This window comes from Arthrobacter sp. TJ-238 (assembly GCF_058269215.1).
Map to the genome: position 1 here is coordinate 1 of NZ_JBZCNH010000015.1, position 16,472 is coordinate 16,472.

The 16,472-nt window shown below is 70.3% G+C and carries 19 protein-coding genes and 1 pseudogene; 11 read left to right on the forward strand and 9 right to left on the reverse strand.

Annotated features, from left to right (window positions below; genetic code table 11):
- Positions 1-110: 110 nt before the first annotated feature.
- Positions 111-335, reverse strand: a complete 225-nt coding sequence (locus AC4D2O_RS18995) for a hypothetical protein (RefSeq protein ID WP_490908966.1) — start codon at positions 333-335, stop codon at positions 111-113.
- Positions 336-685: 350 nt separating this feature from the next.
- On the opposite strand from AC4D2O_RS18995, the gene AC4D2O_RS19000 reads away from it, so the two are divergent.
- The 9 genes from AC4D2O_RS19000 (at position 686) to AC4D2O_RS19040 (ending at position 7,166) form a co-directional block, all read left to right on the forward strand.
- Complete coding sequence (locus AC4D2O_RS19000; protein WP_490908967.1) at positions 686-1,381, forward strand: GAF domain-containing protein; 696 nt, start codon at positions 686-688, stop codon at positions 1,379-1,381.
- Complete coding sequence (locus AC4D2O_RS19005; protein ID WP_490908968.1) at positions 1,378-1,674, forward strand: hypothetical protein; 297 nt, start codon at positions 1,378-1,380, stop codon at positions 1,672-1,674. The genes AC4D2O_RS19000 and AC4D2O_RS19005 overlap by 4 nt, the downstream gene beginning before the upstream one ends.
- 86 nt (positions 1,675-1,760) lie before the next feature.
- The gene (locus AC4D2O_RS19010; RefSeq protein ID WP_490908969.1) at positions 1,761-2,057 is read left to right on the forward strand and encodes a hypothetical protein; all 297 of its coding nucleotides are present in this window, start codon (positions 1,761-1,763) and stop codon (positions 2,055-2,057) included.
- A gap of 130 nt (positions 2,058-2,187) precedes the next feature.
- Positions 2,188-2,487 (forward strand): hypothetical protein, encoded by a 300-nt coding sequence (locus AC4D2O_RS19015; RefSeq protein WP_490908970.1) that lies wholly within the window; start codon positions 2,188-2,190, stop codon positions 2,485-2,487.
- A 96-nt stretch (positions 2,488-2,583) separates the two neighbouring features.
- On the forward strand, positions 2,584-3,771 hold the full coding sequence (locus AC4D2O_RS19020) for a Gfo/Idh/MocA family protein (protein ID WP_490908971.1): 1,188 nt from the start codon (positions 2,584-2,586) through the stop codon (positions 3,769-3,771).
- The gene (locus AC4D2O_RS19025) at positions 3,771-4,922 is read left to right on the forward strand and encodes a dihydrodipicolinate synthase family protein (protein WP_490908972.1); all 1,152 of its coding nucleotides are present in this window, start codon (positions 3,771-3,773) and stop codon (positions 4,920-4,922) included. Before AC4D2O_RS19020 ends, AC4D2O_RS19025 begins: the two co-directional genes overlap by 1 nt.
- Positions 4,919-5,806 carry a sugar phosphate isomerase/epimerase family protein gene (locus tag AC4D2O_RS19030; RefSeq protein ID WP_490908973.1) on the forward strand — a complete coding sequence of 296 codons (888 nt, stop codon included), beginning with the start codon at positions 4,919-4,921 and terminating at the stop codon, positions 5,804-5,806. Before AC4D2O_RS19025 ends, AC4D2O_RS19030 begins: the two co-directional genes overlap by 4 nt.
- A gap of 9 nt (positions 5,807-5,815) precedes the next feature.
- Positions 5,816-6,205 (forward strand): nuclear transport factor 2 family protein, encoded by a 390-nt coding sequence (locus AC4D2O_RS19035; protein ID WP_490908974.1) that lies wholly within the window; start codon positions 5,816-5,818, stop codon positions 6,203-6,205.
- Between the two features lie 166 nt (positions 6,206-6,371).
- Complete coding sequence (locus tag AC4D2O_RS19040) at positions 6,372-7,166, forward strand: SRPBCC family protein (protein ID WP_490908975.1); 795 nt, start codon at positions 6,372-6,374, stop codon at positions 7,164-7,166.
- Between the two features lie 180 nt (positions 7,167-7,346).
- Here AC4D2O_RS19040 and tsaD read toward each other — a convergent pair whose 3' ends face one another.
- Genes tsaD through alr form a run of 5 tightly spaced genes read right to left on the reverse strand, consistent with a single transcriptional unit; the run spans position 7,347 to position 11,305 of the window.
- Entirely contained in the window at positions 7,347-8,447 is a 1,101-nt protein-coding gene (gene tsaD, locus AC4D2O_RS19045) for a tRNA (adenosine(37)-N6)-threonylcarbamoyltransferase complex transferase subunit TsaD (RefSeq protein WP_490908976.1), read from the reverse strand.
- Positions 8,444-8,911 carry a ribosomal protein S18-alanine N-acetyltransferase gene (gene rimI, locus AC4D2O_RS19050; RefSeq protein WP_490908977.1) on the reverse strand — a complete coding sequence of 156 codons (468 nt, stop codon included), beginning with the start codon at positions 8,909-8,911 and terminating at the stop codon, positions 8,444-8,446. The genes tsaD and rimI overlap by 4 nt, the downstream gene beginning before the upstream one ends.
- A complete protein-coding gene (gene tsaB / locus AC4D2O_RS19055) occupies positions 8,908-9,597 on the reverse strand; it encodes a tRNA (adenosine(37)-N6)-threonylcarbamoyltransferase complex dimerization subunit type 1 TsaB (protein ID WP_490908978.1) in 690 nt (229 codons plus the stop codon). The genes rimI and tsaB overlap by 4 nt, the downstream gene beginning before the upstream one ends.
- A 9-nt stretch (positions 9,598-9,606) precedes the next feature.
- Positions 9,607-10,149 carry a tRNA (adenosine(37)-N6)-threonylcarbamoyltransferase complex ATPase subunit type 1 TsaE gene (gene tsaE / locus AC4D2O_RS19060; protein ID WP_490908979.1) on the reverse strand — a complete coding sequence of 181 codons (543 nt, stop codon included), beginning with the start codon at positions 10,147-10,149 and terminating at the stop codon, positions 9,607-9,609.
- A complete protein-coding gene (gene alr, locus AC4D2O_RS19065) occupies positions 10,133-11,305 on the reverse strand; it encodes an alanine racemase (protein WP_490908984.1) in 1,173 nt (390 codons plus the stop codon). Before alr ends, tsaE begins: the two co-directional genes overlap by 17 nt.
- A gap of 66 nt (positions 11,306-11,371) precedes the next feature.
- Between alr and AC4D2O_RS19070 the strand changes: the two genes are divergently transcribed.
- Positions 11,372-11,950: a GIY-YIG nuclease family protein gene (locus tag AC4D2O_RS19070; protein WP_490908980.1), complete on the forward strand. Its 579-nt coding sequence runs from the start codon at positions 11,372-11,374 to the stop codon at positions 11,948-11,950.
- A 319-nt stretch (positions 11,951-12,269) separates the two neighbouring features.
- On the opposite strand, the pseudogene AC4D2O_RS19075 reads toward AC4D2O_RS19070, so the two are convergent.
- A pseudogene (locus AC4D2O_RS19075) lies at positions 12,270-13,352 on the reverse strand (PfkB family carbohydrate kinase); the annotation flags it as partial.
- Positions 13,353-13,470: 118 nt separating this feature from the next.
- Between AC4D2O_RS19075 and AC4D2O_RS19080 the strand changes: the two are divergent.
- Positions 13,471-14,841, forward strand: coding sequence for a family 4 glycosyl hydrolase (locus AC4D2O_RS19080; RefSeq protein ID WP_490908981.1), 1,371 nt, complete (start codon positions 13,471-13,473; stop codon positions 14,839-14,841).
- Here the strand turns inward: AC4D2O_RS19080 and AC4D2O_RS19085 are convergent.
- The gene (locus tag AC4D2O_RS19085) at positions 14,796-15,596 is read right to left on the reverse strand and encodes an HpcH/HpaI aldolase family protein (RefSeq protein WP_490908982.1); all 801 of its coding nucleotides are present in this window, start codon (positions 15,594-15,596) and stop codon (positions 14,796-14,798) included. The two genes, AC4D2O_RS19080 and AC4D2O_RS19085, sit on opposite strands and share 46 nt — an antisense overlap.
- 274 nt (positions 15,597-15,870) lie before the next feature.
- Positions 15,871-16,380, reverse strand: coding sequence for a GNAT family N-acetyltransferase (locus AC4D2O_RS19090; protein ID WP_490908983.1), 510 nt, complete (start codon positions 16,378-16,380; stop codon positions 15,871-15,873).
- Positions 16,381-16,472: the final 92 nt, after the last annotated feature.

The following is a 16,472-nucleotide window of genomic DNA, read 5'->3' on the forward strand; positions in this document are numbered from 1 at the left end:
GGCGACCGGAACCGCCTACGACGCCCCGGGCGAGGACACCGGTGATGGCCCTGCGCCGATTCCCACCGAGACGATCATCCGGGGAAGTACGCCGCAGCGATAACGGGGCCTCAGAAGGGCAGGACCGGGTTCAGGTCGGATTCCTGGGCAGCGAGCTTCACGACATCGTCCAGGGGCAGTTCGGCGACCTCCGCCACCACCTTGATGTCCTCGCCGTGGCTGATCGCCTCTGCAACGGCTTCCTTGAGGACGAGCTCCGCGCGGTCGAGTTCGAACTCGACGTCCTCCTTGTCCGCGGCCGCGACCCGGATCTTCTGCAAATCGTCATTCGTCATGGTGCTGGGATACCTCACGCATCGTGGATCAACGGCGGGACGCTGGCCGATCCACCCCACGGACGGGACCGAGGCGGCGACGGTGACATCGTCGAGATCATCTTAACCAGACGCGCCCCGTCATGGGTCAAGTGCACGTGCCGGGAGGTCGCCTGTACCCGTACGGCATGCCTCCACAACGGGTGTGTGCACTTCCGCAGCCGTTTCACTCCCACGCGGCTAGGATGAGGGAAGCGGATCGCCGGCAACGCGCGATCGTGGTCTAGCAAAAGGCCCGCGGCGCCAGAATCAAGCCTGGCATGACGTTCGAGGCAACTGATGGACCTTCATCCCCCTCAAGTGAGTTGGGTGTGACGCTCGGTCGTATCCGAGGACTCGTCCTCACGCAGGAAACCGCGCAGCACGCTGTGGACCTCCTTGCCCGCGTTTCCGAGGAGACGATACCGAATGCCTCCGGGGCCGGCGTCTCACTCATCCATCACTCCGAACGGACCAGTGTGGGCTCGACGGACGATCTCGTCCGGACCGCGGACGACCTCCAGTACAGCCTGGGCGAAGGGCCGTGCCTGACGGCGTGGTCCTCGCGGACACCCGTGGTGATCGAGGACACCGCTGCGGACGAGCGGTTCCCGCGGTGGAGTGCCGCGGCGGCGGAGGCGGGAGTCCGCTCGTGTTACAGCGTCCCACTCCTCCGGGGCCGTGATTCGATCGGTGCCATGAAGGTCTACTCGACGGTGCCGGCGGCCTTCGACGACGCCGACCGCACCCGCCTCACGAGCCTCTCGGTCGCCGCCTCGGCGCTGCTCGGCCATGCGCAGACGTCCGAGACGTCGACCCGGATCAGCAGTGAGCTCCGGGAGTCGCTGCGCTCGCGCGACGTCGTTGGCATCGCCAAGGGCATCCTCATGCAGCGCGAAGGGTTCAGCGAGGCCGAAGCCCTCGCGGCACTGACGGCGCGGGCACGCAGCACGGGTATCCCCTTCCGGCAGCTCACCGCGAACATCGTGAACGGTCATGGTGCCCCCGGGAGAAGGGAGGCACCATGACCACCTTCCCGTATGCGGAGGAACAGCGAGCGCTGATCAACGCCGCCATCTCGGAGTCGGGTTTCTCCGTGGGAGAGGTATGGATGCACTACTTCTCCCTGAGCGGCGATGTCGACGAGTACGAGGTCGAAGCCTACCTCGCGGGCCTCATGCCGTTGCCCGCCCTCGAGTGCGACCTGCTCGCCCTCGCCGTGAACGAACTCATCGACGATCTCCCGCCGCGGAAGCGCGCTCCCTTCAGCGACGACCTGGCGCGTGCCCATGCCGGATCAAAGGGTGCCGCGGCGCATTGAGGCTCGGCTCGGCGGCGGGATCCGTCCGGGGGAACGGGCGGACCGACGACCGCCAGAGTGTCGGAGACGCGGCATACCTTCGTGCCATGGCAGAACGACCGGGGTGGCACGGCATCCCGCCCAGCGCTGACAGGTTCATTCCTCCGCTTCAGCTCGACCCACCCACGACAGGGGTCGCCGAGCCGTTCGCGTCCCCCGCGCTATGGGTGGACCTGGAGTACCCCGACGGCTCCAGGTGCACGATGAAGGGTTTCGCCATGGCCTGGACGGGCACGGCGGTCCTGGCGCATTGGATCGAATACTCCCGTGCCCGTGAGGCGTGGGTGGACGCGGTGTGCTGTCGGAGGCGGGAACTGAAGCCACGGCCGACGCCCGCGGCCTGACAGGACCTGCGTCCTCCTCGTCATCACCGGCCCATTCCCCGGTGTGACAACGGGTGGCCGCCGGCGCCACCCTCGTAGAGTGGTGGCATGGACCAGTCGACGTCGTACGCCGCTCCTCCGGCAGACACGCGTGGCTAGGGCGGTTGGATGGCACGGGCTCCCGCCGACGACGCACCAGTTCCACCCGCCGATCCAGCTCGAGACCCCGACCGAGGGCATCACGGAGTCGGTCTCCCCTGCCCCGGCGCTCTGGGTGGACCTCGAGTATCCGAACGGATCCCGCCAGACGGTCCGCGGATTCGCCATGGCCTGGACCCCTTCCGCAGTACTCGCGCAATGGGTCGAATTCTCCATCGCGCGTGAAGCATGGGTTCGCCCCGACCAGTGCACGCGTCGCGACATCCCGCGGCGGTCCGACTCCGGTACGTAGCCCGATCCTTCGCTTATTGCCCCTCTTCTGTTCTTCCCCTACACTCGCGGTAAGCGTTTTCCAAGAGGGCGATGTCGCCGGAACCAAGGAGTATCAATGTCAACGAGGACAATCGGAATCATCATGAATGGCGTCTCAGGGCGGATGGGATACCGGCAGCACCTTGTCCGTTCCATCCTCGCCATCCGGGACCAGGGCGGAGTCCTCCTCTCCGATGGGACCCGGGTCCAGGTCGAGCCGATCCTCGTGGGCCGGAACGAGGCGAAGCTCGCCGAACTCGCCGCCAAACACGGCATCGAGCACTATTCGACGGATCTCGACAGCGTCCTGGCAGACCCCACCTGGGAGATCTACTCGGACTTTCTCGTGACCAAGGCGCGCTCGGCTGTCATCCGGAAGGCCATCGCCGCCGGCAAGGCCATCTACACCGAGAAGCCCACCGCGGAGACGGCGGCCGATGCCCTCGAGCTCGCGAACCTCGCCGAGGCGGCCGGCATCAAGAACGGCGTGGTGCATGACAAGCTCTACCTCCCCGGTATGCAGAAGCTCAAGCGCCTGATCGACTCCGGGTTCTTCGGCCGGATCCTCTCGGTGCGCGGTGAGTTCGGGTACTGGGTCTTCGAGGGTGGCTGGCAGGACGCGCAGCGCCCCAGCTGGAACTACCGGTCGGAGGACGGCGGGGGGATCGTCGTCGACATGTTCCCGCACTGGAGCTACGTGCTGGAGAACCTCTTCGGCAAGGTCGAATCCGTGTACGCACGCGCCGTCACGCACATCGACGAGCGTGTCGACGAGCAGGGCCGCCCGTACCGGGCCACCGCCGACGACGCCGCCTACGCCGTCTTCGAACTCGAGGGCGGCATCATCGCGCAGCTCAACTCGAGCTGGACCGTCCGCGTGGACCGCGACGAACTCGTGCAGTTCCAGGTGGACGGCACCCACGGGTCCGCCGTCGTCGGGCTCTTCGGCTGCAAGATCCAGCCCCGCAACGCGACGCCGAAGCCCGTCTGGAACCCGGACCTCGAGGACACGCACGACTACGACGCCGACTGGATCGACGTCCCCACCAACGAGGTGTTCGAGAACGGCTTCAAGACCCAGTGGGAGGACTTCCTCCGCCACGTCCTCGAAGACGCCCCGCACCCGTACGACTTCCTCGCCGGTGCCCGCGGGATGTACCTCGCGGAGCAGGGGCTCGAGAGCTCACGCTCCGGCCGCCGCGTGGACCTGGAGGACGTGCGCACCGCGGTGCTGCCCCTGGAGGAAGCGGTCACCCTGGCATGATGACGCTCGTCGATGCGGCGGGAACCACTTCCGCCGTCGAACTCAACCCTGCGCCGTCGTTCTCGAAGCCGGTGGCTCCGCTCGCCAGCAGGACCGTGTACGCCGCGGCGCACGTCGTCCCCCGCACCACGGCGGACAACGTCCCCGGGGCGCCGGCGGACCTCGACTGGGACGCCACCCTCGCTTTCCGCCACCACCTGTGGTCGTGGGGACTCGGTGTTGCGGACGCCATGGACACCGCGCAGCGCAACATGGGCCTCGATGCCGCGGCCACTCGTGAACTGATCTCGCGCAGCGCCGCGGAAGCCCGATCGGTGGACGGTGCGCTCGTGGTCGGCGTCAACACGGACCATGTCGATGACGCCGTCATCTCCCTCGATGCCGTCATCGACGCCTACAAGCAGCAGCTGCACTTCACCGAGGACGCCGGTGCCTCCGTCGTCCTGATGGCCAGCCGGCACCTCGCGCGTGCCGCACGTACGGCGGAGGACTACGAACGCGTGTACGCCGAAGTCCTCGCGTCCGCAGGCGCTCCGGTGATCCTGCATTGGCTCGGAAGCGCTTTCGATCCCGAACTGGGCACGTACTTCGGCTCGTCGGACACGGATGCGGCGTCCTCGACCCTGCTCAAGATCATCGCCAACGCACCCGACAAGGTGGCGGGCGTCAAGATGAGCCTGCTCGATGCGGACTCGGAGCGGGCGGTCCGGGCCCAGCTCAATGCCCCCGCCCGCATGTTCACCGGTGACGACTTCAACTACGTGTCCCTGATGGGCGGAGATTCCTCGGGCTACTCCGATGCACTCCTCGGCGCCTTCGCCGCGCTCGGCCCGCACGCCTCGGCCGCGGTCCAGGCGCTCGACGCCGACGACCAGGAGGCCTATGCGCGGATCCTCGGCCCTACCGAGGCCCTCTCACGCCAGATCTTCTCCGCGCCCACGTTCTACTACAAGACGGGCGTCGCCTTCCTCAGCTGGCTGAACGGGCACCAGCGGGGCTTCGGGATGGTCGGTGGCCTGCACGCCGCACGCAGCCTGCCGCACCTCTCGGAGATCGTCCGCCTCGCCAACGAGTGCGGGGGCCTCGAGCAGCCCGACCTCGCCCGCGAGCGCTGGCACGGGCTGCTGCGGGTCAGCGGAGTTCCGGCATGACGACGCCGCACCCCCGCCTCTCCATCAACCAGGCCACGGTGAAGTACGCACCGCTCGCCGAGGCACTGCGGGTCACCGCGGACGCCGGGATCACCAGCATCGGCCTGTGGCGGGACTCGGTCCAGGCCGCATCCCTGCCCGGGGCCGCCCGGCTCCTCGCCGACTCGGGCCTGCGCTTCTCGAGCCTCTGCCGTGGAGGATTCTTCACCGTTCCCGAGGGCCACGCACGGCGTACGGCGATGGACGACAACCGGAAGGCGATCGAGGAGACCGCCACCCTCGCGGCATCAGGGGCTCCGGGCTCGGCCCCGGTCCTCGTCATGGTGGCCGGCGGGCTCCCGCACGGGTCGAAGGACGTGGTCGGCGCCCGGGCCCTGGTCCAGGACGCCCTCGCCGAACTCGTCCCCGAGGCGGAGGCCGCAGGCGTGACGCTGGCCCTCGAACCGCTGCACCCGATGTACGCCTCCGACCGCGCCGTCATCTCGACGCTGAAGCAGGCACTCGACCTCGCCTCCCCGTTCTCCGCCGCGGCGGTCGGCGTCGTCGTCGACACCTTCCACGTCTGGTGGGATCCGGAGTTGTCCGTCCAGATCGCCCGCGCCGGCGCGGAGGGCCGGATCGCCAGCTACCAGGTGTGTGACTGGGCCACCCCGCTGGCCGCCGATGTCCTGCTCTCCCGCCACTACCCCGGTGACGGCGTCATCGATTTCGCGCGCATCACGGCGGAGGTCGAGGCTGCCGGGTACACCGGCGATGTCGAGGTGGAGATCTTCAACCAGGACATCTGGGACACAGCTCCGGCCACGGCGGTCGCACGCACCGTCGCGGGCTTCGAAGCCGCTGTCGCCGCGCACCTCGGCCAGGGCGCGGAGGTCCGCCGGTAGCATCGGCGTATGGAATCTACCGAGGTGATCCGGCGGTACTGGTCGTCGGTGTGGAGCAGGGACTGGAAGGCCGTGGGTCTGACCCTCGCCGAGGACGTGGAGGTCTTCTGGCCCGTCACCCGGGAGATCATCCGCGGCAGGGACAACATGGTGGCGGTCAACGCCGAGCACCCCAACGGGTGGAGCATCGACGTCCTGAACGTGTACGACGCCGGCGAGGTGGTGGTGTCCGAGGTCCAGGTGCCGCAGGAGGACGTCGGCATCTTCCGTGTGGTGTCCATCTGGACGGTGACCGACGGCGTGATCACCTCCGGCCGCGAGTACTGGACCCTGTACGGCGGCGAGGAGGGGCGCGACTGGCGGCGCCGGTACGCCGACGTGGGCGACCTGCTTCCCTGAGCGCCGGCGAGGAGATGGGAGCGCCACGGGATATGGCGGACGTGCGTCCTGCACTGGCCACAGCCCCGCGCGCGCCATAAGCTAAGCATGCTGATGATGCGATCAGTGACCGTATCCCCAACCCTTAGGGAGCATGATGAGCACGAAGGTCGAAGAAACCATTGTCGTGAATCTTCCAGTGACAACCGTGTACAACCAGTGGACCCAGTTCGAGGAGTTCCCGCACTTCATGGGCGGCATCAAGCAGATCACGCAGCTCAGCGACGATCGCCTCGAGTGGGTTGCCGAGATCGGCGGCATCCGCCGCCAGTGGGAGGCCAAGGTCCTGGAGCAGGTTCCCGACCGCAGGGTCTCGTGGGCGGCCACGGAGGGCGCTACGAACGCCGGCACGGTGTCCTTCGAGGATCTCGGCGGCACCACCCGTGTGGACCTCGTCCTCGAGTACGAGCCCGAGGGCCTCGTCGAGAAGGTCGGCGACAAGCTGAACGTCGTCGAGAACCAGGCGAAGGCAGACCTGCACCGGTTCAAGGAGTTCATCGAGTCCGAGAGCTACGCCACGGGCGCGTGGCGCGGATCCGTGGCCGGCGTCGGTACCACGGGAACCCCGACGGTCGAGGACGCCGCGGAGTCCCGCGGTGACAGCGGCAAGGCAGGCGTGTCCGGCAAGGTAGCGGCCGGCGTCGGCATCGCCGCGGCGGCCGCAGTGGCCGGTGCGGCCGCGGCTGCTGCCGGCAAGAAGGACGACGAGGAGGACGTGGACGTCGACACGGTGACCGTGGTCGATGCGGCACCCGTGGTCCCCGAGACCACCCCGGTCGTCGACGAGGTCGACACCATCGACGTCGATCCCGTACCCGCCGTGGACGGCATCCCGGGAACAGGAGTTCCGTCCGAGAGCCAGGGGCTCGAGGACGACAGGCTCGTCGACGGCGACACGACGGACCGCCGGGGCACGCTCTAGGCCCTGCACCATCGGAGGACCGGACCCTGCGGGGTCCGGTCCTCCCGCGGTCTCCGGTTCATGCACTGCCCCGCCCGGCACTTCCGGTACCACGTCGGATCCGGCCCGCCCGGATGCCAGCGGGCGCGAGGGCTCGCGACGATCGCCGCACCTAGGACCCGCCGTGCCCGGTGGCCACGCCTAGGACCCGCCGTTCCCGTCGGCCGCGAGGACGATCCGCGTGACGGGCAGGGACGGATCGGTCCCGAAGCCGATGCCGCTCGGACGACCGCCTTGCATCACGATCCGGGCTCCGAGTGCCGCAACCATGGCCCCGTTGTCCGTGCACAGCGACGGCGCCGGGACGGTCAGGGTGATGCCGGCGGCTGCACACCGCTCGCCGGTCAGTTCGCGGAGCCTCCGGTTCGCCGCGACGCCGCCGCCGAGCAGGAGGTTCGTGATGCCGTGTTCCCGGCAAGCGAGCACGGCCTTCGAGGTGATGATGTCGACCACCGCCTCCTGGAAGGACGCGGCGATGTCCGCCACGGGTACCTCCAGGCCGGCCGCCTCGTACTGCTCCACGCTGCGCGCCACGGCCGTCTTGAGCCCGCTGAAGGACCAGTCGTAGCGGTGCGGGCCGGGCTGCTCCGCGGTGCCCATGTACTTGGGCTGCGAGAGCCCGCGAGGGAAGCGGATCGCCGTCGGATCGCCCTCCCGGGCCAGCCTGTCGATCACGGGTCCGCCGGGATAGCCGAGGCCGAGGATGCGTGCCGTCTTGTCGTAGGCCTCGCCTGCGGCGTCGTCGATCGTGGACCCCAGGAGTTCGACGTCGCTCGCGATGTCGCCGATCCGCAGGATCTCCGTGTGCCCGCCGGACACGAGGAGCGCGCCGAGGTCGGGCGGCAGCCCGTCGGCGAAGGTGCCACCGAGCATGCCGACGCCCACGTGCGCCACGAGGTGGTTGATGGCATAGAGCGGCTTCCCGGTCGCGACGGCGAGCGCCTTGGCAGCGGACACCCCGACCATGAGGGCTCCCGACAGGCCCGGACCCGCGGTCACGGCGATGGCGTCGATCTCGTCGAGCGTGACGCCGGCGTCGTCGAGCGCCGTTCTGAGGGTCGGGACGAAGGCCTCGAGGTGCGCGCGTGACGCGATCTCGGGGATGACTCCGCCGAAGCGCACGTGCTCGTCCATCGACGAGGACACGGTGTTGGTCAGCAGCTGTGTCCCCCGCACGATCCCGACGCCTGTCTCGTCGCAGGAGGACTCGATGCCGAGCACCAGTGGTGCCTCGCGTGTCATGGTGACCCCTCTCCGCCCGCGGGCAGGACGAGCTGCATGACCCAGGCGTCCACGCCGTCGCGGTAGTACCTCTTCCTGGTGTGGATCCTGGCGAAGCCGAAGCGTGTGTAGAGCTGCTGGGCCCGTGGATTGTCGGCGCGGACCTCCAGCATCACCGTGTCCGCACCGCGGCGTCGCGCCTCGTCGAGCAGCTCGGTGAGCATTGCCCGACCGATGCCCTGCCCCTCGAAGCGCGGCAGCACACCGATGGTCTGGATGTCCGCCGTGGTGTCGATGACCATGACGCCCGCGTAGCCGACCGTCTCGCCGTCGACCTCGGCCACGATGTAGCGCCGTGTGTCCGGCTGGAAGAACTCGGTGTAGAACATCTCGAGCGGCCAGGCGTCGGTGGGGAACAGCTCGTTCTCGAGGCGGCCGACGGTCTCGATGTCCTCGTAGATGAGGCTGCGCAGGGTGAAGCTCACGCCGTCGCCCGTTTCCGCGGGCCGGGCACCCTGGCGTCGGACTCCCGCAGGTACAGCGGTGCGGTGTCGCGGAGCGCTTCGCCCGCGAGAAGGCGCTGCCGGGCCACGCGGGCGAGGGAGGCCGCGTCGGGATCCGACGTCGCGAAGGCCGGCAGGCCGTCCAGCTCGTCCGGGTAGAGGCTCGCCGCTCGTCCCGCCAGGGGCTGGTCCTTCGGCAGGCTCACCGCCGCACCGACGTGCGGGCCGTCAAGAAGCTCGGGCAGTACGGCGGCGCCGTCCCCGCCCGACGGCGCGCGGTACGCGGCCCAGTAGACCTCGCCGCGGCGGGCGTCGGTGCCGACGAGGAATCCGGAACCGGCAGGGACTGCGCCGCTCGCGGCGGCGTCGAAGGCCAGGGCATCGAGGCTCAGCACGCCGAGCAGGGGGACGTCCCAGACGAAGGCGAGTGTCCGTGCCGTGACGAGTCCGGCGCGCAGTCCCGTGAAGGGGCCCGGGCCCACTCCGGCGACGATGCCGTCGAGGTCGGAGCCGGCCACCCCGGCGTCGGCGAGGACCCGCTGCACCGCAGGGGCGAGGACCTCCGCGTGGGAGCGCGTGTCGGCGCTGCCGAACCGGCCGACGACGTCGTCGTCCCGCAGGAGCGCGACGGTCGCCGCGGCGGAGGTGTCGAGGGCGAGGAGAAGCACCCGTCCAGCCTAGTCGAGGACGGGCGCGGGCAGTCCTGCCCGCCAGCGCGGCCCGAAGCCCGCGAGGGTGACGGTGCGCACCTCGTCCTCGCCGTCGTCGTCGAAGCTCTTGATCGGTTCGCCGGTTTCGGGCAGCGCTCCGCCGAGCGGGCGGCGGATCGTGACGTGCAGCCGGCTGTCGCTCAGGTGCTCCACCCTGCCCGCTCCCCACTCGATGACGGTGACATTGGCAGCCATCGTGGCTTCGAGGTCGAGGTCGTCCACGGCGGCCGCGCTCTCCAGGCGGTAGGCGTCGACGTGGACGAGGCCCGGCCCGTCGCCCGTCGAGGGATGCTGCCGGACGAGCACGAAGGTCGGCGAGATGATGCGGTCCTCGACCGCGAGGCCACGGCCGAGGCCCTGGGTGAACGTCGTCTTGCCGGCGCCGAGTTCACCGGAGAGGACCAGCAGGTCCCCGGGCCGCAGCTGCGGTGCGAGGCCGGCGGCGAGGCCCTGCAGCTCGGCGGCCGAACCCACGTCGTAGGACGCGGTCCACTTAGGCTCCATCGCCATCGCCCGCCTCCCGTCGTGGGTCCACGTACACGCGCTCCACCCGGTCGCTGATCCGGGTGACCACTTCGTAGTTGATGGTCTGAGCGGCGGCGGCCCAGTCCTCGACCGGCGGTGAATCGGTACCGCCGAAGAGCACCGCGCGCTTGCCGAGGGGGCTGTCCGCCGAGTCGACCAGGCCCGTGGTCCCGAAGTCGATGACGCACTGGTCCATGGCGATCCGACCCACCACCGGGTAGATGCGGCCACCGACGAGTACCGGGGCTCCCGTGGCGATGCGGGGCACGCCGTCGCCGTACCCGACGGGGATGAGCCCGAGCGTGGTGGGCTTCTGTGTGCGGTAGCCGTAGCCGTAGGAGACGCCCTGGCCGGCGGGCACCTCCTTGCAGTTCGAGACGGTGGTGCTGAGGGTCATGACGGGCCGGAGGCCGAGGTCGGCGGAGCCCTGGTCGGAGAAGGGCGAGAGCCCGTAGATTCCGAGGCCCACGCGCACGAGGTCGAAGTGGCAGTCGGGACGTGAGAGCGTGGCGGGCGTATTGGCGAGGTGACGCACCTCGACGTCGATGCCGGCCTTCTCTGCGGCGGCCACGGCCTCGCGGAACGCCTGCACCTGGAGGTCGGTCTCGGGACGTGTCGGCTCGTCGGCGACGGCGAGGTGGGAGAAGATCCCGACGACCCGGATCAGGCCCTCCTCCTGGTAGGCGATGGCCCGGCTGAGCAGGGACTCCCACTGGTCCGGCGGGCAGCCGTTGCGGCCGAGGCCCGTGTCGATCTTCAGGTGCACGATTGCCGGGCGTTCCAGTTCGCGGGCTGCAGCGGTCACGTGCTCGAGCTCCCATCCGGAGATCCCGAGGTCCAGTCCGTGCTCGACGCCGGCGGTGAAGTCGCTGCCCATGGTGTGCAGCCACGCGAGGATGGGGGCTTCGATGCCCGCCTTCCGCAGCGCGACGCCCTCGTCGATGTGCGCGACGCCGAGCCACGCGGCTCCCGCCCCGAGGGCGGCACGCGCGATGGGGAGGGCGCCGTGGCCGTAGGCGTCGGCCTTCACGACGGCCATCACCCGGGCGGGGTGGGCGACGTCGCGCAGGTGCCGGATGTTGTGCCGCAGGGCGTCGAGGTCGATCTCTGCGGCACGTTCTGAGGAAGTCACCCGCCCTATTCTGCCAGCTTGCGCGGGGCTTCCGCCGGGTTGATTACCCGGGAGGGAGCGGGAACAATCGAAGGCGTGTTCGAACCTCCGTCCGTCGCCCCCGGGTGTGTGCTCCCCGACGAGGACGGAAGTGCCTGCGGCAGCGCCACGGGCGCAGCGCCCTTCCCGCTCTGCGCAGCACACCTGGCACTGGTCGCGGAGTGGTCGGAGGCCGAGTGGGGCTCCACCGACCTCCTGCCGGTACCCTGCCGTGCGTGCGGTTCGCGGATCGGGGTGCGGTACCCGTCCGGCTGGGTATGTGCGGCCTGCGAGTGGCGGGTGGGCGACGTCCTCGATGACGGCCTGCCGCCTCCACGCGTCGACGTCGTCTACTACCTCCGGTTCCGGGACCGCATCAAGATCGGGACGACGGCGAACCCGCGTCGGCGTTTCGCCCGCATCTGGCACGACGAGGTGCTGGCGTTCGAGCGCGGCGACCGGCTCGTCGAGCGGCGTCGGCACGAGCAGTTCGCAAGACTGCGGCTCGATCGGTCCGAGTGGTTCGAGGCCGCCCCGGACCTGGAGGAGCATGTGGCACGCCTCGCGGCGGGCGTCGACGACCCGTGGGCGCTGTACGTACGCTGGCTCGGTGAGGCCGCCGCCCTGCGGGGGTGACAGTCGATCCTCCCGAAGGGCGGGCAGCGGTTCGCCGGATCGGCGGTGATCAGCGCGAGCAGGTGTGGTCCTGGCCCTCGCCCGGGTCGTCGGGCGGCCTCGGGACATACGCGCGGACGCTCGGGCGGGCATCCGCCGGGCTGGGTTCGCCCGGGAGGGCCCTCTCCGGGCGGGCCTCTGCCGGGGTGGCCTCCTCCGGACGAGCTTCGCTCGGCTGCGTCTCCCCCGGGCGCACATTCTCTGGACGGGCCTCCGCCGGCTGCACATTCTCCGGGCGCGCATTCTCCGGACGGGCCTCCGCCGGACGGAGTGACGGCGAGGCGTCCGACTGCCGGGCGATCGTCGCCGTCGCCCGGCGCAGGGCCTCCGTGGGGACGTCGGACACCAGGTCCTCCAGGAAGGCGTACCGGCGCAACCACTGCCGCCGCACGCCGTCGCGCCCCGCACTGACCCGGTGCCACCAGTCCGCGATGTCCCCCCAGCCCGGTGCGGCCAGGGAGCCGCCCACGTGCTGCACGGACAGGGAGGCGCACAGGTTCGCGAAACGGAGACGGTCGGCGAGCGGGAAGCCCGCGAGGTCACCCATGACGAAAGCCGCCCCGAAGCAGTCACCGGCGCCCGTCGGATCGTAGGCGGACACGGGAAGGGCCGGCACCCACTCCTCCTCCCCCGTCTCCGAGTCGATGGCCATGGCCCCTTGCTGGCCGACGGTCACGACGGCCACGGGCACACGGTCCGCCAGCGAGTAGAGGGCCGCCCACGGATCATCGGTCCGCGTGTACGCCATGGCCTCGGCGGCATTGGGCATGAACGCGTGGAAGTGCTCGAGCGAAGCGAGCGTCTCGGGCGCCCACTCCCCCGCGGCGTCCCAGCCCACGTCCCCGAACAGCTTGGTGCCGCCGGCGGCTGCGGCCTTCGCCCACGGCTCCACCTCCCGCTCGAGTCCCACGATGGCGGCCCGGCACGACGGCGGTGCGCCGATCAGCTCGGTGGCGCTCAGCGGAGAGGGGTGGCCATGCGTGATCATCGAGCGGTCGTGGTGCACGGAGAGGGACACGGTGACGGGTGAATGCCATTGCCCGAACACGCGCGACCGCGAGAGGTCGACGTGCTCCTGGTCCTGCAGCACGTCCCAGTTGGACTGCCCGTACGCGTCGTCGCCGAAGGCGGCAGCGAGCGTGGTGCGCAGACCCAGCCGACTCGCGGCGATCGCCTGGTTGGCGATCCCACCCGGCCCGGAACCCATGCCCTCCGTCCACACCTCCGTGCCGGGCGACGGCAGCTGTTCGAGGCCCGTGAAGATGATGTCGAAGAACACCTGTCCGGCGAGCAGGAGGTCGAACTCGGGCCCGTCCGGGCTGCGCGTGGCCACCAACGGATCGAAGCGGTGCTGTTGGGCCATGTACGGCAGAATACTTCCAAGGAGCCTCGCGCGGGCGCCCGGCGGCCCGATTTCGAGCCCGGTTCCGAGTCCGGGCAGCAGCAACCCGACGAAACCCATGACGAAAGCGGGACGAACCTTGCCTGAGACGTTCGGTACAGGTGCGCGGCTCGTCATCGTGGGCGGAGGAGGCTTCCGTGTGCCGCTGGTCTACCGTGCGCTCGCGGAGGGTCCGTTCGCGGGGCTCGTGTCCGACGTCGTCCTGCTCGACGCCGAGCCGGAGCGTGCGCGCGCGATCGCGCGGGTGCTCGAGGCCCTGCCACGCACGGGTGGGGACCCCCGGCCGTCCGTGCGCGTCGAGGACCGCCTCGAGGATGCGCTGCCGGATGCCGACGTCGTCTTCGCCGCGGTGCGCAGCGGCGGCACCGAGGGACGCATCCTCGACGAGCGCGTAGCCCTGGCAGCCGGACTGCTCGGGCAGGAGACCGTCGGCGCCGGAGGGATCTCCTACGCGCTCCGCTCCATCCCGGACATGATGCGCGTCGCCTCCGTGATGCGCGAGGTCGCGCCGGACGCGTGGCTCATCAACTTCACGAATCCCGCCGGAATGGTCACGGAGGCGCTCTCGACGGTCCTGGGCCCCCGGGTCATCGGCATCTGCGACTCGGCTTCAGGCCTCGTGGCACGCGCGGCCCGTGCAGCCGGCGTGGACCTGCGTGGCACGCTCACGGGAGTCGACTACGTGGGCCTGAACCACCTCGGCTGGCTCCGCAGGCTCGACGACGGCGAGAAGGACCACCTCCCCGGGCTGCTCGCCGACCCTCTGCGCCTGGGTGGCTTCGAGGAGGGGCGGCTCTTCGGTCCGGACCTGCTCCGGGTCCTCGAAGCGCTGCCCAACGAGTACCTGTTCTACTACTACTTCCACCGCGAGGCGCTCCGCTCAATCAGTGGTGCGGACAGGACGCGGGGGGAGATCCTGCGGGACCAGCAGCGGGACCTCTACCCGCGGCTCATGGCCGCCGGTGACCCCTTCGGCGTCTGGGAGGCCGCCCGGCGCGAAAGGGAGTCCGGCTATCTCGCCGAGGGGCGGACCGGTGACGAGGAGCGCGACGAGGCGGATCTCGCCGGGGGTGGCTACGAACGGGTTGCGCTGCAGGTCATGCGGGCGCTGCTCACGGGCCGGCGTGCGGAGCTGATCCTCAATGTGCGCAACGGGTCGACGTTCCCCGATCTGCCGGAGGACGCCGTCATCGAGGTACCGTCCGTCGTGGACCCGACGGGAGCCCACCCCCTGCCGGCGGCGCCCCTGACGCTTCACCAGCTCGGTCTCATGGCGGCCGTCAAGGCCGTCGAACAGGACACCGTGCGCGCGGCGGTGCACGGCGACCGCGATGCCGCCCTGCGGGCCCTTGCCGGGCACCCGCTGGTCGACTCGTTCCACGCCGCCGGGCGGGTACTCAGCGGTTACGAGGAGGCATTCCCCTCGCTGAGGGCGTCCTGGGTCGGCTGAGCCTGCGCTCCTGACATCATTCGCCGTCGCATCTCCCCGACGCCCAGGGACACCAGGGCGGCGTCGGTCGTGGCGGCGATCCAGCCGAACCCCGCCGTGGCGAGCAGGGCTGCACGCTCCGGTGTGCCCGCATAGGCGCCGGCAGTGATGCCGGCGTCCATGCAGGCGCGGATGATCCGGGTCAGGGGCGCGTCCCCTCTCGGTGCGGCCAGGAGGTCGTCGACGTGCAGCCCGAGCGTGAGTGAGAGGTCGAAGGGGCCGACGAAGATCATGTCGACGCCGGATACGGCGGCAATCTCGTCGGCTGCATCGAGTGCGGCAGCGGTCTCGATCATCACGGCGCACAGCGGCACGGTGTGCGTGCCGCTGTCGGAGCCCGGGCTGTGGACCGGGCGACTGCCGGGCAGGGGTCCCCAGCTGCGCGTGCCGTACGGAGGGTAGTGGCTTGCGGCGACCGCCTTCTCGGCATCGGCCACGCTGTCGACGAGGGGCACGATGACGCCGTCCGCCCCCGCGTCCAGCGCCCGCCCGATCAGCGCGGGGTCGTTCGCTGCCACGCGTACGAGCATCGGGGCAGCGTCCGACGGTCGGAGACCCAGCGTGGTCCGGAGGGCGTGGTCGTCGAAGTGCCCGTGCTGTGCGTCGAGGCCGACCCAGCCGACGCCGGACCTCGCCAGCTCGGCGGTCAGTCGGGGTTCGCCCAGGGTCGCCCAGGCGCCGAGGAGCGGATCGTGGACGGGCTGTGGGGCAGTCATGCCCCATTGTGTCCCGTGCTGGACCGTTGTCGGTCGTGTCGGTCGTGTCGGTCGTGTCGGTCGTGTCGGTCGTGTCGGTCGTGTCGGTCGTGTCGGTCGTGTCGGTCGTGTCGGCCGTGTCGGTCGTGTCGGTCGTGTCGGCCGTTCGCGTCAGCCGTCGCCTCGGCCGGCGCGTCGCTGTCCGGCGGTTGCCCCGCAGCCGTTCACGTCCCTGGTCCGCGCTGGACCGCCGTCGCCCCGCTGTCGGTCGCGTCGGCGTTCCGCGGGACCCTGGCTAGAGGAACCGGTGCATGATGTGGAGGCCGGTCGGTCCAACCGAGGGGTGCATGAACGCTCCGGGAACGGTGCCGACGATCACGAAGCCGAGCGACGTCCACAGGGCGACCGCGCGTTCGTTCGTCTGCACCACGGCATTGAACTGCATCGCTGTGTACCCTGCGGCTCGCGCCTCCTCCAGCACGTGATCGGCGAGGGCGCGGCCGACGCCCCGGCCTCCGGCGTCGACGGCCACCAGGAAGGAAGCATTCGCGACGTGGGCCCCGTTGCCGCCACGGTTGGCGTGCAGTTGCGCGGTGCCGACCACGCGCTCGGTCTCTGCGTCGACGGCCACGAGGACGACGAGCGTCGGATCGGTGCCTCCGGGACCGGGAAGCCACTCGAGCCGTCCTGCCGCCTCATCCATGGACGTGTCCCAGCAGTAGGTCTCTCCTGCTCTGGCAACCGGCTCCATGATGGCCCAGAGGGAGGGCCAGTCATCCGGCCCGGCCGGCCGAAACCGGAGCATCAGGCCTTGAGGGCGTTGGCCCAGAGGTTGATGTCGGAGTCCACGGCGTATTCGTCGATGGCGAGCAGTTCCTCGGCGGTGAAGTCCAGGTT

What these genes read in the sequence shown, in the direction of transcription:
- AC4D2O_RS18995 (WP_490908966.1), bottom strand. Translation starts at nt 335, where the DNA reads ATGACGAATGACGATTTGCAGAAGATCCGGGTCGCGGCCGCGGACAAG.
- AC4D2O_RS19005 (WP_490908968.1), top strand. Translation starts at nt 1,378, where the DNA reads ATGACCACCTTCCCGTATGCGGAGGAACAGCGAGCGCTGATCAACGCC.
- AC4D2O_RS19010 (WP_490908969.1), top strand. Translation starts at nt 1,761, where the DNA reads ATGGCAGAACGACCGGGGTGGCACGGCATCCCGCCCAGCGCTGACAGG.
- AC4D2O_RS19020 (WP_490908971.1), top strand. Translation starts at nt 2,584, where the DNA reads ATGTCAACGAGGACAATCGGAATCATCATGAATGGCGTCTCAGGGCGG.
- AC4D2O_RS19025 (WP_490908972.1), top strand. Translation starts at nt 3,771, where the DNA reads ATGACGCTCGTCGATGCGGCGGGAACCACTTCCGCCGTCGAACTCAAC.
- AC4D2O_RS19030 (WP_490908973.1), top strand. Translation starts at nt 4,919, where the DNA reads ATGACGACGCCGCACCCCCGCCTCTCCATCAACCAGGCCACGGTGAAG.
- AC4D2O_RS19035 (WP_490908974.1), top strand. Translation starts at nt 5,816, where the DNA reads ATGGAATCTACCGAGGTGATCCGGCGGTACTGGTCGTCGGTGTGGAGC.
- tsaD (WP_490908976.1), bottom strand. Translation starts at nt 8,447, where the DNA reads ATGACACGCGAGGCACCACTGGTGCTCGGCATCGAGTCCTCCTGCGAC.
- tsaE (WP_490908979.1), bottom strand. Translation starts at nt 10,149, where the DNA reads ATGGCGATGGAGCCTAAGTGGACCGCGTCCTACGACGTGGGTTCGGCC.
- AC4D2O_RS19085 (WP_490908982.1), bottom strand. Translation starts at nt 15,596, where the DNA reads ATGACTGCCCCACAGCCCGTCCACGATCCGCTCCTCGGCGCCTGGGCG.
- AC4D2O_RS19090 (WP_490908983.1), bottom strand. Translation starts at nt 16,380, where the DNA reads ATGCTCCGGTTTCGGCCGGCCGGGCCGGATGACTGGCCCTCCCTCTGG.